The sequence below is a fragment of the Bacillus cereus group sp. MYBK227-1 genome (assembly GCF_051916325.1).
GTDB lineage: Bacteria > Bacillota > Bacilli > Bacillales > Bacillaceae_G > Bacillus_A > Bacillus_A cereus.
Genome location: NZ_JBQAGK010000004.1, coordinates 268,711 through 285,225, shown reverse-complemented (window position 1 = coordinate 285,225; position 16,515 = coordinate 268,711). Strand labels below are relative to the sequence as shown.

The window sequence follows — 16,515 nt, the reverse complement described above, 5'->3', positions numbered from 1 at the left end:
AAAAAGAGGGGCGCTTGCCCCTCTTAAAATTAAAATCCAACCTCTTTACTATCACCTTTAGCTTTTCCCTTACTTTGAATAGGTTTAAGATGCTTTTTTATATCCCAACTGTATACTATCTATATTATATGACTTCATAATTTCATAATATCTTGTTTCGTTTGTTGTAGAATTGAAAAATGAATCTCTTCCATCCCTAGTAAGCTGATATTTTCCCTTTTCAGTAAACTCAGCTCGTATTTTATATTTGCCTTCTTCTACCTCAAAATAGTAATAAGCTTGCCCATTTTGTAATCTAGAAACTATTTTTTCCTCAACTATTTCTTCATTTTCATTAATTAAATATAACTTTATTTCACCTATTTCTGGTGCAATTGTTTGTTCCTGAGGATCAATCCAACCATCCTCATTTTCATCGAACCAGATATAACCAGAAATAGTCCCTTTCTCTGGATCCCAAACCTTATCCATCTCTTCTGCGAATACTAAATTTTTTGGTAAAAACAATGTGAAAATGAATAATAAAATAGACATACATGTCATACATTTAATTGTTTTCATCGATATCGCCACCCAATCTTATAATATTTAAAAATAATATATAAATATTAATACGATATACAATATACTACAAGACTGGTTTTATTACCCAATGTTTATTATAATTGTAATAACATAAGCGATTTATTAATAAGATAAATATCTAATTTAATGAATTACTAGATAAAAATTAATTCTCATACGGTAATCCAAACTTTTTCCACTCGAGAAATCCCCCTTTTAAATTAACTACTTCTTTTATACCAGCTTTTTGTAAAATGCTAGCTGCTATAGCGGAACGCAAACCAGTTCGACATTGTAAAACTATTGGACAATCTTTCGGTATAGAATCTATCTTCTCAAATAGATTACCTAACGTAATATGTATTGCATCATGAAGGTGTCCTTCCTCCCACTCTTTTTTACTACGCACATCGATAACCTTAACACTTCTACCTTTTATATGCCGATATAATTCAATTGATGTATTTTCCTTGTAACTTTCTAATATATCAAATTTTTTTATTACTTTTAAAGGTGCAAAACCAACAATATTATCTAGTCCAATAGATTCAAAGTACCTAATGACTTCCTCCGTTTTAACCTTTTCCTAATCTAGAATTATTAAAGTCTCTGTTTTATAATCTAGTAACCATCCACACCAAGTTGTGAAAGAATTGTTATACGGTATGTTAATTGATTTCTCAATGTGACCAAAAGCAAAACTCTCTACATCTCCTATATCAACTATTTGCTGAACACTTCTCATAACTTTTTGAAGCTCTTCTACTGTATTAATAGTAGTAATTCTTTCTCTTCTTACGAATTGGAGGACCATACTTATTTAAATGCTTCATTAATGAAAAATACTTTGGAGGCTCTGGCTGTCCCGTCAATAAAGTCGATATAAAATCACTTTCTTCATTACACTGAAATGCCCAATTGAACATCTTTTCATAACCTAATGTTAAAGTTGGAATTGCTCCTAATCCTTTTCCACATGCGCTTCCCGCGCCATGTGATGCCCATATTTGCAAATAATCAGGGAGTATTTTTACTTTTTGTATAGAATTAAATAATTGTTTCGCTCCTATTTGTGCAGTATCTTTTATACTAACAGCTTTTTCTAATAAATCAGGCCTTCCTATATCTCCTACAAATATAAAGTCACCTGTGAAAATTCCTATCGGTTTATCATTCGTAAAATTATTTTGAATAGTTATATAATGAGGCCAAACCTTAAGTAAGATCGTTTCCCTGTTACGAGTAATGAGATAGTTTGTTTCATCTTTTTGCTTTTTTATAGAGTATTCGCTTTCATTTTAAATTATTTAAATGTCTATCATATTTCCAATGGATTTTTTTACTTGTGTTGTAATATAACAAACTCCAACTTGGAATTATTATTGGATATCTAAATATATACTGCTCTAAACAAACATTAACACTATATACATAGTGTTAATGTTATTAATTGAATATTATCAATAGTAAGTATAAACATTATCAATTTACTATATCTTACATTTATGTAAAAATAGATTTATGTTAAGCTTTTTCTAAATCTTTCCCCTAATAAAGATTTGAAAGTAGCATTTCATGATTCTCCTTACTGTTAATATGCCAGGAAAAAGAACCCTATAGGGTTCTTTTTCTGTTCATTACAACCTCTTTCTACTTAACACTACTATCTTACGTATCGCTATGCATATCTTGGGCAATTCCCTTCACCTCAAATCGATAATCTATATTATGTTAAAAAACATTTCTATTAATACAGCTTGATTCATTTAATTATTATATATAGAATTATAGTTAGATCCATCTAGCCAATCTACATTCAAATAGATTCTCATTTTAACATGACATAAATTTATTAAATATATAGGAGTTTAATATGACTGTAACTACATACAATTTATACGAATACAAAGATTACTGGAATGATTTTGAGATCCGTGAATACTTAGAGTTTCTAGATCTATTTAAAGCAAGATTAAAATTCTACTGTGATTGTGGATTTTACATTGGTATAGATACAAATTTAATTATGGATTTCCCCGTTATTTTAGATTTAATAAAGTCAAAAGATAAGTTATTAATTAGCCGCAAAGTATATGATGAGTTAGATGGTTTGAAAAAATCCAGCAATAAAGCAGGTAAACAAGCTCGTTACGCACTACAGAAATTAGAAGAATATCAAATTTCAAACGGACCTATTTCTTTTTTAAAAACAGATAAAACTTTTACTGAATCATTAAATCTTCAACCTGAATCACCTGACGACCTAATTATTGCGAGCTATATAAAAGAAAAAAATCATAATGATAAAAAAGTTTTATTTTTATCAAATGATCGCGGAGCTCGTATACTTTCACGAAGTGTCAATTTAGATAACTTTGAACTCTCAGAGGATCTTATTATACCTTGTGATGAGGAAGGATTAGTACTTATTGAATACGAACATTTTCTTGAATTTTTTGAGCAAGATAAATCGGGAGGAAATTATTCTTCTATTGAAAACAATCCTTACTACTATCAACAATTTAAAAATTTTTATTTATATCATAGAGAATACCGTAGATTCACAGATGAAAAGGGTAAACTAAATCCTTTAGATCTTTTAAATTCCACTCTCTCACCATTTCATATAGAAAGAAAAAAAAATGCTGAAACATTTGGCTATCAATTTATAAAAAACTATGGAGAAAACGAACAACGTTCATATGATACTGCTTTTAATACTATCTATACCCCTAAGCTGCCATTTGAAACAGAATATAAATATGATCATAGTTTTTTAAAGGGAATTGACTGGTTAGAAAGAGCAAAAAAGTTTTTACATAAACAAGGGGGATTATCCTTTATACCTACAATAATGACATTTAAACATACCTTTATTCAAGCCATACAAGAACATCATGAAAATGGTGGGTATTTTTTTATAGATGAAACTATATACAAAAGATTTCCAATTATACTCAAATTAATTCCAGACATGTCAAATTTGTTAATAGATGAGTCTACATATCATTCATTACAAAAAGATCCAATTTACATGACTTTAAAATATTGTGTTGAAAAAGAAATTATTACGTTTCCATTTTCTTTAGAATCTACAAACATAAGTAACGAATTCGGAGAAGATACAAAAAAACAAATTACAGAGGAATTAATTTTATCTACCCTTAGTTACCACTATAGGCAGAAAGATATTCTTGTACTTTCAAGTAATGTAGAATTAAGAAATATGGCACGTTCTTTTCAATTCCAAGTATTTGAACCTCCTTCAGAAAAAATCTTTTGTAAGCCAATGCAGCTTTTATTTCAAGCTACAAAAGAACAATTAATGTGCTTATATTATACAGATTTATAATTTCAACTTTTAGTCCCTCCTTCTATAATTGAAAAGAGGGACTAAAAGTTGATTTAAGTCTCTTGTACTATTGTTGTTTTACTCATTATACTTTCATTAAAATATGGCATATCTACATCTAATGATACAGGTATATTCCCATGAATATATTCTACATTTTTTGCCTTTGATTCACTTGTAATTTCTTTATACTCCTGTTCTCTACCAATTGGTTTATTGAGTCTTGGACACCAATATACAGGTCTCTCAATTGGCCTCTTACTTTCCTCTAATTTTTTTGCCTCTTCTAGCATTTTCTTTCTACTTTTTCTTACTACGAAAGCTACATAAACAAACACGCATAGTATTATTTTCGTAAGCATCCCCATTCCTCCTTCAAATTCAGATAATCCCTCATCTATTAAAACATAATTTTCTAATATTATATATAAACGATTGAAAAGTTATATATGTAGGCTTGTTCTATTCCTCCTACATATATAACAATTTTTTAAGAACTAATTTTAAAAATACGGCCCTAGCATGCTCAAAAATAAAAAGCTTGCAAAAGCGATTAGTAACGTATCTTGGTCACAATTTTGAACCATATTGGTATATAAAGCAAAGTGGTATGGCAAACAAGTGGTTGTAGTAGCTAAAACATTTGCTTCTAGTCAATTATGTTCCAATTGTGACTACAAAAACAAAGATATTGAAAATCTAACCATTCGAGAGTGGGATTGTCTTTCTTATGGCACACATCACGATAGAGATCAAAACGCAGCGCTCAATCTTAGAAATGAAGCGATTCGTCTTTTAACCGTAGTAACTACGAAGATAGCCTAACTTAATTAGAAAACGTTAGGTTTCTGTACTGAGGAATCTCCCACTTCAAATAATCCGTAAGGATGTTAAGTGGTGAGTAGTTTAATAAATACTTCTATACTATATTGTTTAATATCGGAAACTTGTTCTAAATTATACGCTTGTTTTATTCTATTAAAGCAATTATCTATTTCTTCTTTTTCCAAGATAAATTTACTAGATTCATAATCCTCTAATTCCGAATCATCTATTTTCCTTATTAAGTCAAACTGAATCATTTTCTCTAAACTCTTTCCACTATAAACCCCTAAAGTAGTGATTATACAGTCTAATAATTCTTTTTCTGTTTCAGTTAAATATTTTATATCCTCACAATTCACTTCAAGATTATCGTACCGATATACTTTGTATTTATCAAGAACTACCCTATATACAGGACCACGGCTTCCTATTTCACAATCCTCTTCAAACAAGTATGCCCCAGTAAAAACCTTACAAAATCCTTGTGCATAGTATATAAGCCTTTGCAGAGCTAAAGGCGTTAAATCATCATTTTTAGAGAGTATATATTGAGCAACTTCCTCAATTTTTGTTCCCTTAGTAGAGGTATTTTCCTGCAGCTTTGCAATTGCCTCTTTAGAAACCTTATATGCTTTTTGGGTAATTAAATCTTTATTTTTTTCCAGGATATCTAGCATAAAAGATGGTTCACTACCTAACCGCTTCAATATATCCGAGTACTGCTTTGTCGGAATATCTCCATTTATATACCTTGTTAAAGTAACTTCACCCCAACCTAACAGTAAAGATAGCGGCCGCTTTCCAATCTTATATTTTTCTAAAATCTCATTTATTTGAGAAATAGTCACTAACTGTTCCTGTTTTCTATATACATGATCTAACTGTTCTAAATTATAATCCCGAATTTCAGAAACAAATATGTTCGATTCACAATCTTTACAGAATGTTTCTTTACCAATGTAACGATATTCCTTCCCTCTAATAACTGTAATTTTGGAGACATCTTTAACAGAATAATTTACCATATCACGACAAAACTCACAGAAAGTTAACATTAAAACACTCCTTTATTCTAAAACCTTAAGTCACTTATCTTTATCTAAAAAGATAAGTGACTGGTTTATTTCTTTTATGAAAAGAAATAATAATTATATATTTTTTTTCATTTTTATATTTAATTAAATTCGTTTTAATATATATTTCTACTAATTCCTTTTCTCCCCAATAATTCAACTCATATTGGGGGCAAAAAACATACAATTTTTCATGAGCAAATTTAGGATTTTTATTATCAACCGCATAACAAAAATCACGCGCTTCAATATTAAGAAGAATTTCTTTCTCCTTACTTTTGTCAATTTTATAATCCTCTAAAAAACCAATATTTTCTTCCCTTTTTTCATTTTGAGAAATCTTATATTGGTCACTTTTAAGTAATTCTTTAAATTCTCCTATGTATTGTTCAATCTCTTTAAGTGTAAAATTAATATGTTTTTTCGTTTCTCTATTTCGAAAGATTGTACGCATTAAAATTCTTTCCCCTTTCAAATCATACCTTATATTCACTAGAAATACAACAAAAAACGTATCAATTGATACGTTTTTTTCTGAAGTAGACTTCACTCTTTGCCTCTTATAATGATTACATTCATGCCATCTACAAAACTTCTATATGATTGTTTTGCTATAATTCGCAAATTCATTAAGGTATCTACCTTAATTTCACAACTTTATTTAACTTCTGATAAGGCAAACCTTTATTTAATATAAAGCATGTTTGGCTTACCTCACAAAAAAGTCTCTTTTATCCCTTCAACTCTCATGATATACAACTCAATTAATTAATTTATTAATTTATTTATTCTTTCCCCCTATACAAAATTTCTTTTTTTATTTGTTATTGTAAAAACAACTCGATGTTCTGATCTATTTGAAACCAAATAAAAAAAGCTTCCTTAAGTCGATTAATTATGTACATAGCAAAATAAGCTATTTACACTAATCGACTCAAAGAAGCCCTTTCAAAATTAAAGTAAGAACAGAACTTACTTTTACAACTCAACCATTACACAAGGTATGGGAATAAACGGAATCAAATAAACTGACTTTACAACTTTATATTACGTTATTATATTATTCTTTTCAAGTGTATTTTATTAATTCCTATAGTGATTCTACTGTAGGAATATCAGCTGGTGCCCAATTTAAATTATTTAAATCTTTAACACTAACCCATTTTAACTCTGTATGCTCAAGGGCTTTAGGAATACCTTCAATGATTTGAGCTTTATATGTAGTAAGATGAACAATGATAGTTTCATACTCGTATTCAATTTCCTCTACTTTCTCATCTACAGTAATAGCACATCCCAGCTCCTCTTTAATCTCTCGAACCAGTGCTACTTGCGGCTCTTCTCCCTTCTTTATCTTACCACCTGGAAATTCCCAGTAATTCGGTAAGGTCATTGTAGGGGAACGTAATGCACATAAGACTTCATTGTTTTCATTAAAAATCACCGCACCAACAACTGATATCCTTCTCTTCATAATTACTTATTCACTTCCTTATACAATTTAGTTAATACTCAATATCTTATTTAGATTAGGATTTTTGAGAAATAACTTTAGTGATGCATTAATTCTTCCACTAATAGATACTTGAAACAAACCATATTAAAAGTTGAAACACCTAGAACATCTCTTCATATTAGCGTACCATCCTTTAGAAAAGAAAAAATGCGATTATTAGATATTATACACAATGCTTTAGCAAAGAACATAGACTAAATGGTTTTTAAGAATCACAATCAATGTTTTATATTAAAAATAGAACTTTATATAGGTAACTTTTACGTATTATTATTAACCTACAGCCCTAAAATTTCTACAATCTGACGAGCTTTAGTATTATCAATATAATAATGCATCTCTAATCCCTTTCTTTCTGCACGGAGTACGATTCCTCTTAACTTTGCTAAATGTTGTGAAACAGTGGATTGTGGAAGTTTTAATATTTCTGTTAGCTGTGTAACATTGCACATTTTATAATGTATCAATTCACTTATGATTTTTAATCGAACCGGATGGGCCATTACCTTTAATACATCTACATCTTCTTCGCGGATTTTAGCTAGATCATTATTAGATATTACTGTTAACATTTCGCATTCCCCTTTATTATTAATTTCTATTATCCTTATAAGTAATACTTATAGATCATTACTATTTCTCCTGTTGAGAAAATATATTCTTCCTTTATACAAAAAGACACCTATTCCGAAAACAGTTTTCACCATTCCAATGAATTGGTGTCTTATAATTTTTTAACCAGACTATTTTTATTTATATTCTAACCTATACATTACTTTGAATGATGTTTTCTAGCAAAAGTAATACTTCCACTCCTCTTTTAAAGACAAATTTAATCGAGATATTTGCTTTCTTATATTGCTAAATCTATAAGAATTCTCTACTCATCTCACCTTTTACATCATATATTATTTATTTCTCAACCTAAAAACATGGAATTAAAATCCCAATAATGGTAATATTATGGTACCTTCAATTATTAACTGTCACTCCTTTTTTAAAAGCCCTGTCTTTAAAAGCAGGGCTTTTAAATTTCCTCAACTAAAACTGTCTATTAATCTTAAACGTAGAATGTCAATAAACTGCTAATATAGTAGAGATAGACTTTCATTATCCAAATATTCGTTAAATCAGTATTTAACGTGTAAGGTAATTCTATTAATAAACAGAGAATTTTTGTGTACAATTGCGTGGAATAATTCTTTCTAAAATAAAAAAATAGAGTCTCAGGAACTTGGATCCTGAGACTCTATTTTTTATTTTAAACAGGACAGCATAATTTCCTCTAAATCTTCTTTACTTAAATTATCTGCCTAAATTTTAGCTTGATAAGCGCTATTCTTTCCTTTTACAGGGACAATCATTCTCATCACTTTAAGTTTATCCTCTATGCTTTCAAATAAACTTATTTTTGTACCTAATAATTCATAATTTGCTATCTTTTCACTAGTCCCTATTACCCCGTTCAACGAATTTTCTCTTTGATCTTTGGCAGATTGTTGTACAACATACACAAAATCTTCATAGTGATATTCATAAACAATAGTGAGATTCATCTTTTTAAAAGTTATCGGTGTTTGAACACATTGTCCAGCTAGTTTATACTCTTTTAAGATAACCACACAAAATGTTTTGCTTTCATATAGTTGTTATTATGAATTAAATAAGCCAATCATTAATCTATGAAAGTAAACATAATATAAAAATAGGAACCAATACCATAGGTGGTAAAAGCAACTATTGTAATGAACCAATTTTCTTTATGCTTCTGTACATATTCAGAAAACAACCATAGAAAAAGTAGGACGATCAATTGAATAGCAATAGCTTTTAATACAGCCGTTATATTGGTTTCCGTAACAAAGATTACCCATATTCCTGAAAGCACCCGCATGCTAACAATAGCTATTGCGATAATGTTCTTATCATAACCTTCTTTTATATTAGTCAAATAATAATCTTGAACCATAATAATTACTGTTAGTAATAAGCTTAAACTCAAAATCGCAACAAACTCCAAAATTTCTACCAATACACTGGCTCCTCTTCCTAAATTTATCGACGTTTTCCAATCGCATTAGAAATGCGCATTAGCTTTGCTTTTGTAGAATTTTTAAATGCTGCTTGCCTTTTTTTCTTTGCCTTGGCTATCCCCTCTAACCGAGCACCAGGAGACCTTTTAATTTGCTTTCTTGGATTTTTTATTAAGCGACTTATATTACTTTTCACTTGTTTGTATGAAGATTTGTAACGTCCTTGTAGAACCGCCCTTCCTAACCCCCTAATAGGTGTTATATATCCCAATACTCGTCCTACTCCTGCTGATGCTACACCTTTAACAGCTCCTACTCCTGCTGCTTTTAAACCACCTTTCCAAGTGTATCCCTTCTTCCGATTTTTGTATAAATACATACCTACTTCGAAAGTAGCCCCCATTGCTGCACCTGCAACCCACCATGCAACATGACCATCTGGATCGATCATCATAACTGGATTATTATCCGCATAAGTATATCCATTCTGCGTGACAGGATCATCGTCATCACCTGTGTCTGGATCCATTGATAAGAATACACCATGCTCTGGGTTGTAGTAACGAGCAATCAAGTAATACATCCCAATCTCTTTATCATACATGTATCCCGCATATCCGAATGGGTTTTCTGCTGCGATACCTTTTGCGTCACTCTTTAGTACATTCCCCCATGCATCATATTCATAGTTTGCGACTACTTGTCCATTTGCATCTGTCATCGCCACGACGTCGCCACGTGGACTATAGTGATAGAATAGTGTTTGTCCTTGCACTTTCATCGCGAGACGTACACCATCTATTGAGTATACATATTGACGAAGGACATTTCCATCTCCATCCGTTTCATATAATGAGTTGATGCTGTTACCGTCATAGAAATAACGCGTAACTACGCCATTGACATTCTTTTCAATACGACGGTTATCATCATCGTATTTATATGTTGCGAACGGTTGACTTTCACCTTTTTTCGTTACAGCAACCAGTTGGTCTGCTTCATTCCATGTATATGTGTATTTGCCGTCAGATGTACGATTTCCATTTGCGTCATACGTAAGAGATTCATTTCCGAACTTTACAAGCTGGTTTCCTTCGTTGAATGTTGCGGTAACAGCTTTTGTTTCTTTCCCGCCCTCTGTTACTTTCAAACTTGTACGGTTGCCAAATCCATCATATGTGTAATCTTTCACTGTCCCATTCGGTAATGATTCTTTCAGTAACTGATTAATTGAATCATATACATAATTTGTTTCAGTTACTTTTCCGCCTGGACCTTCATGTGTAATTTTCGTACGGTTACCCGTTTTATCATACTGATATCGTTCTGATAATAGGATTTGGTTTGGTGTTCCAATAACTAAATCTGTTGGTTTACCTATTTGATCGTAGTTAAATGTTGAACCTGTTCCATTGGCCGCGGCATATGTACGCACATGACCGTTTTCATCATAATCAAATCGATATGTGGAATCACCATCTGTCACTTTTATGTTTTGGTCCGCAGTGTTGTAATCATATGAAACTTTATTACTGTAACCACCATGGGTAATCGTTTGTTCTTTTAATTTTTCTGATTTACTATTTGCTTTATCATGATACGCCCAGTCTACTTTTCCACCTCGGCTATCTATCATACTTGTAATGCGATCGGCATTATCGTATGTTTTCCCACGTTCTATGCCATTGACATGGTCTTTTACTTTTGTTTCTTGTCCATTTGCGTCACGTTCAAATGTAAAGGAATCTTTTCCGTTTCGTTTTTCACCGATCATACGATCGGCTGAATCATAGACATATTCCAGAATCGATCCATTTGGCATTTTTGTTTTTGTCTTATTTGCATTCTCATCGTACGTATGTTCAATACGTCGATTTAACGCATCAATAAATACTGTATTCTTATTATCTACGTCATACTCATATTTGTGTGTTTGTGTTTTCCCGCCAAACATCACAGACTTTTCTGTTGTGTTTCCGTTATGATCGTAACTATATCCAACTGAAGTTCCATTTTTCAGTGTAACTTTTGTCAGTTGGTTATCTTTATTGTACTGGAATGACTTTGTGTTTCCTTTTTCATCTGTTTCACTTGCCTTATTTCCAGAATTGTCGTATGTGAATGTATTTTTATTTCCTTCTTCATCATACATTGCAGTTACATTACTATCTTGGTCGTACTCATTTTTAACGAGTACATTACCTTCTAGTAAACGTATATCATCAAACCAGGCTTTTCCCTTATTATTTTTTCGGAATAAAACATATACTGCTACGTGTTTAATCGGTTTTTTCGCTGGAATCAATACGGCACTACGATTCCAATCATTTGTACCACTTGGGAATTTTGCTTGATAATTTTCTCCACTACCGTCTTGATAGTATACATCTGCCCAAATAGAGTAATCTTTTGAAAGCTTATCAGGTGCATCATTTTCTACATTTTCAGATTTCGACATCCCTGTTACTGTTAAAGGTGCTGCTGTTTTCTGATTTAAATTCACCCATTGACCATACCCAATATCGGAGTCCGCATATTGACTACGCTCTAATACAATAGATGATCCTCCTGTGAATCCTTCATGTGCTGTGTCTTTCTTATCACAACTTGTGGCATCTCCTCTAATCCATCCTGGAATACAACCATTTTCCATCATATTCTCTAGGCTACTGTTCGTAATAGGATTAAAACTAGAAGATGTTTCTCCTTTTTCAAGCTGCAATTTATCAAACCAAGCTGTACCACTTGTAGAAGCTCCGCCGTTTTCTACTTGTAAGTAAATTCTTGCTTTTCTCGTTTGATCTGTTGTTTTAAAGGTAACTTGGCGATTTGTCCATTCTTTTTCGCCTTGTAATTTATTATAACGATTATCGTTCCAACCGCCACCATCAACAGCTGAACCATCTTCTTTCAATAACTGAACGTTAAAGAAGGCTCCAATTCCTGGTGATAGTGCTGTTTTCAGCATACCACTCAAAGTATATGTTGCGTTTGGTTCTAAAGTAACATCTTGGATTGCTGCGATATAGCCCCAATCATTATTACTTGCTTTTGTGGTAATCTTTAGCGAAGATGCTCCGCCCAGACCGCCAGGTGCCGGAACAGTATCTTTTGCTAAAGCACCTTGGTTATTATGAGCTACTTGTGTCCACTTTTCTACTGTATCCAGCTCAAAACTTGGATTTTGTAGGAGGTTCTCTCCTGTACCAATGTCTTTACTTGTTTCGGTTGGATTTCCATATTGATCATGCTGTGTCACAGACGCGGTATGAGCCGCTTGATCCGTTACAGAAACCTCTGTATTGGCAGCCTTATAGGCAACTGTTGTTTTATCTCCTTCATTATCTGTATGGCTTACAACACCGTTATTTTTATTATACTCAAATTTCTCAGTTCCCATTGCGTCCGTCGCAGATGTTACGTTTCCATTATTATCATACGTAAAGGACTCTGTTTGATTTTTAGGTGTTGTTGTTTTTATTAAATTATTTGCGCTGTATTCATACGTTGTTGTTAAGTTTAGACGCCCAGCATCTACAATCGTTTTCACTGGATTACCAGCATCATTATACGTATAGAGCGTCTTACGTCCTTTTGGATTCGTTAACGTAACTTCTTTCGTATCTGTATTATATGCTAATGTTGTCGCTTTCCCTAATGGGTCCGTTACTTTTACTAATCTATTATTCTCATATGTGTAAATCGTTTGATATGGCTTTTCATCTGTATGCTTCGGGTCATATACATGAGTGAGCAAGTCATTCTCATATCCATATCGATACGCTTTTCCTTCTGGTGTTGTAGAAGAAACAAGTAAGTCTCCTTTGTAAGTAAACGTAATAACTTTATTATCTGGTCCCGTCACTTTGGAAACTTTTTTATTTGCTCCTTCATATTGTAGTAACAATTCTTTCCCAGACGCATTCTTTACTTTAGCTAATCGGAATTCACCATCATATTCATGTGTTGTTGTATTTCCATATTTATCTTTTACATATTCCATACGACCAGAATTCTCTTTTTTGGTATAAAACGTAACCGTTTGATCTTTGTCTTTGACTTCATACCCTTCCGATGTTTCCTTCATATCTAAATACACACCTGTAGGTGCTTGGTACGTTCCATCTCCCGTGCGGGTAAATGTAATTTGCGCACCATCTGCAGAAATCAGAAGTAAGTTTCCTTCTGCATCTTTCCAAATGCGTTCTTCTAAACTACTATGCCAACCTTTACCGAATAAGCCAATATGTTTACTCTGACTATTATATGTTCTTTCAATGGATACATCTGGTCCACGCCCTGATAAGGACATATCTTTTTCATCCATCAGGAAGTTACCATTTGTCGCATTGACTTTCCCGTTTAACACATCAATGGATGCCCAGTAGTCTAACATACCTAAGAATCCAAAGTCTTGTGAGAACCTCGGCGTGAATTCTTGTGAAATCTCACTTTCAGCATGTCCGGTTTTACTATACGCTGTTACACGGAACCAATAGTTTGTAGATCCGCCATAAATTCCACCGGAATTTCGATAAACAGGAGATGGGTCTAAGGCAAGCTCTACACCTTTTTTATCATGATGAAGAAGATATTGACCTTTTGCAATCTCATCTTTTGTTGGCCAAATATTTTGTCCTTGCGTCGTCCATGTTGTCGCATTTCCTACATCAAACGCTTCATAATCTTTCCCGTTATATACCCATACTTTATAACCTGCAGCCTCAGGAACACCGTCCCATTTTAAAGAAACATATCCTGTTTGTTTGTCGGTTGCATTGATATAAGCCGAACCTGTCGGTTTCTTGACTTGTTCTAAAGGAATCATTGGCACGACTTCATCTGAAAGTGGACTATCCCCAAATGGATACTCCGCGACAACACGAATCCAATATCCACGTCTCCCGCTATAATCTCCATATGGGCTACCCGCTAAATGAGCATTTTTATACATCGGCCCTGGATTAACTGGTGCCTCTCCACCTTTTCCATCTTCATGGAATTCAAAATGACCTTGTGCAATTTCTTCTAGTGTTGGGAATATCTTCTTATCTTTCGTACTCCAATTTGTCACATTACCAACAGGAATATATTCATAGTCATATCCATTAAAGATTGCTACTTTATAACCTGTTGCTCCTGGGACTGCATCCCACTGTAGGTTAAAGTGACCTGAACTACTACCGCTTCCATTGGAATACGACTGTACTCTCGGTTTATTTGGTTTTGCATACGAATAGTTTACTTCTAAATAAGGTGCATTGGATCCATTTTCTGCCGCAATAAACTTCTTCCAATGGTTTTGTCCATTTCCATTTGTATGTAACTTAAATCCATTGTTTGGTCTTGCACCTTCTACCCATGCTTTTACTGTATTTGTTACATTAAACTTAGCCCATTGTCCTCGTCCTACATCTGCATGGGCAATATTATTTGAACCAGGCTTATTGTTCCAATTTACCCCTCCAACACTCCAGCCACCTGTAACTTCATCTAGCCATACACCATTGGGTTGATTTCCATAGTAATGCCATACTGCATACGCATGGAATGTTGCACTTTCAATTTGTGCACCTTTTAAATCTGAAATTTGCGGCTTAATAAATGCAAAGTTTGTCCCAGTTGACCCGTCATAATACCCTACTTTTAATGTATAAGCATTTTGACCACTATCCCATAAATCTCCTCCAGAATAATTTCTATTCGAGCTAAGTGTAGATACATATGCATTTTCAAAGTTATCAATCTCAATAGAAGGATCTATATTTACCGGATATTTACGTTCTGGTGCTTGTAACCATTTTAGATCTGCCGTAACAGTTAACCTATATGTTTTTTCATCTGATTTCTCAATATTGTAACGAACCGCATCTGACGTTACAGATTCTCCCGACTGCTGATTTACGTTTGAATCATTCATATACGGTTTTGGTAATGTGAAGATGTTTTCTTTCTTTTCATCTTGGAAATGAATAGAACCATCTTCTTGTAAACTTGGTGTTAAATCTGTTTGTAATGCAAACGTAAAAATATGATGTCCTGTATACTCACGTAATACAAAATCTTCTTTTACATTTTCGTTAAACGTCGTGCTCTTTAAATCAATATTTGGGAAGATCCCTTTATACCATACTGTATTATTTTCATGTGTTGCAGTGACTGGTGACGGTTTCACTTCCCCTTTTTCACCATTTGCACTTATTAATTCATATTGAATTGTATGGTCTTTTACTTTAAATTGAACATATTTTCCATCTTGCGTTGTTTTTTCAAACTCTGGTTTTAATTTTGTATTTTCTGTAACAATCTTCTCGTCTGGTGCCGTTACTAATTTAGGAGAAACCTCTTCTAATTTCCCATCTTTTTCTGTATGAATGGGTTCTGTATATACCTTTTTCGTAAATGTACCATCATTATTATCGAAAACTTTTTCCGTTTCCGTTCTTTCTTCCACAACCTCAGTTGGATTGGACTGATTTTTTGTCTTGTTTTTCTTCAACTGATTTGGATGTGGAGAAGGTAAATCTTTTTCCTCCTTTTTTTCTACTTCTGGACTCTGTTCTGAATTTGGGGATGGTGTAAACGGTGGTGCTGTTTCAGCCATTCCATTCAGTGGTATAGAAGTAACAATTAATGCAACTACAATAAGTTGTATGAAACACCTATACCATCTCCTGCTTCTTTTTTCTTTTTTCACTTTTCTCACTCCTATTTTTAAAAAATCAGAAAATTATATATATAATTTAATTTATAAATATTTTAAAAGCAAGAGTTTTTATCCTTTTTTGTAATTTATAGTAAAAAAATGAAGTTTTATCTTGTATATAAAAAACGGTTCTTATATATTTGAGAAACCGCCTTCAATTTATAAATTATGTATTTAAATGAAATTTTTATATAGTATCCTCTTTCTAATGAAACCTATATATTCTCCAAAATAATTGCCAAATCGTTATATAAATGCTTCTCTTTCTTCAGTGTAATAATACTATATAAACATACTCCCTATGAATGCTTCCATTTCTCTTTCAATTTCTTTTGATTTATCTAGTGATATAACTCGCAGGTACTCATTAAACCACTCCAACTAATTCGCAATTAGCTCATCCACAGAGGATTTTCCAGATTCTGTGCAGAAATTAAGAAACTAGA

Annotated in this window: 10 protein-coding genes and 2 pseudogenes; 2 read left to right on the top strand and 10 right to left on the bottom strand. The window is 32.6% G+C overall.

Annotated features, from left to right (window positions below; genetic code table 11):
• Window positions 1–84 precede the first annotated feature (84 nt).
• Window positions 85–561 carry an SdrD B-like domain-containing protein gene (locus ACTFRM_RS20430; protein ID WP_000848911.1) on the bottom strand — a complete coding sequence of 159 codons (477 nt, stop codon included), beginning with the start codon at window positions 559–561 and terminating at the stop codon, window positions 85–87.
• Between the two features lie 169 nt (window positions 562–730).
• Window positions 731–1,760, bottom strand: a pseudogene (locus tag ACTFRM_RS20425) (rhodanese-like domain-containing protein); the annotation flags it as partial.
• A gap of 677 nt (window positions 1,761–2,437) precedes the next feature.
• Between ACTFRM_RS20425 and ACTFRM_RS20420 the strand changes: the two are divergent.
• Window positions 2,438–3,916 carry a PIN domain-containing protein gene (locus ACTFRM_RS20420; protein ID WP_400154958.1) on the top strand — a complete coding sequence of 493 codons (1,479 nt, stop codon included), beginning with the start codon at window positions 2,438–2,440 and terminating at the stop codon, window positions 3,914–3,916.
• Window positions 3,917–3,969: 53 nt separating this feature from the next.
• Here ACTFRM_RS20420 and ACTFRM_RS20415 read toward each other — a convergent pair whose 3' ends face one another.
• Window positions 3,970–4,278, bottom strand: a complete 309-nt coding sequence (locus tag ACTFRM_RS20415; protein ID WP_002183062.1) for a hypothetical protein — start codon at window positions 4,276–4,278, stop codon at window positions 3,970–3,972.
• Window positions 4,279–4,435: 157 nt separating this feature from the next.
• On the opposite strand from ACTFRM_RS20415, the pseudogene ACTFRM_RS20410 reads away from it, so the two are divergent.
• Window positions 4,436–4,741, top strand: a pseudogene (locus tag ACTFRM_RS20410) (zinc ribbon domain-containing protein); the annotation flags it as partial.
• A 65-nt stretch (window positions 4,742–4,806) separates the two neighbouring features.
• Here ACTFRM_RS20410 and ACTFRM_RS20405 read toward each other — a convergent pair.
• The 7 genes from ACTFRM_RS20405 to ACTFRM_RS20375 form a co-directional block, all read right to left on the bottom strand.
• A complete protein-coding gene (locus ACTFRM_RS20405) occupies window positions 4,807–5,796 on the bottom strand; it encodes a type II toxin-antitoxin system antitoxin SocA domain-containing protein (RefSeq protein ID WP_322372607.1) in 990 nt (329 codons plus the stop codon).
• Window positions 5,797–5,836: 40 nt separating this feature from the next.
• Complete coding sequence (locus tag ACTFRM_RS20400) at window positions 5,837–6,268, bottom strand: hypothetical protein (RefSeq protein ID WP_001259123.1); 432 nt, start codon at window positions 6,266–6,268, stop codon at window positions 5,837–5,839.
• Window positions 6,269–6,904: 636 nt separating this feature from the next.
• Window positions 6,905–7,288 carry a (deoxy)nucleoside triphosphate pyrophosphohydrolase gene (locus ACTFRM_RS20395; RefSeq protein WP_088322322.1) on the bottom strand — a complete coding sequence of 128 codons (384 nt, stop codon included), beginning with the start codon at window positions 7,286–7,288 and terminating at the stop codon, window positions 6,905–6,907.
• 320 nt (window positions 7,289–7,608) lie between these two features.
• Window positions 7,609–7,902 carry an ArsR/SmtB family transcription factor gene (locus ACTFRM_RS20390; protein WP_000958634.1) on the bottom strand — a complete coding sequence of 98 codons (294 nt, stop codon included), beginning with the start codon at window positions 7,900–7,902 and terminating at the stop codon, window positions 7,609–7,611.
• A 741-nt stretch (window positions 7,903–8,643) separates the two neighbouring features.
• Window positions 8,644–8,952: a hypothetical protein gene (locus ACTFRM_RS20385; protein ID WP_088322321.1), complete on the bottom strand. Its 309-nt coding sequence runs from the start codon at window positions 8,950–8,952 to the stop codon at window positions 8,644–8,646.
• A 53-nt stretch (window positions 8,953–9,005) separates the two neighbouring features.
• Complete coding sequence (locus ACTFRM_RS20380; RefSeq protein WP_440043535.1) at window positions 9,006–9,362, bottom strand: hypothetical protein; 357 nt, start codon at window positions 9,360–9,362, stop codon at window positions 9,006–9,008.
• Between the two features lie 23 nt (window positions 9,363–9,385).
• On the bottom strand, window positions 9,386–16,060 hold the full coding sequence (locus ACTFRM_RS20375) for a DNRLRE domain-containing protein (protein ID WP_400154959.1): 6,675 nt from the start codon (window positions 16,058–16,060) through the stop codon (window positions 9,386–9,388).
• Window positions 16,061–16,515: the final 455 nt, after the last annotated feature.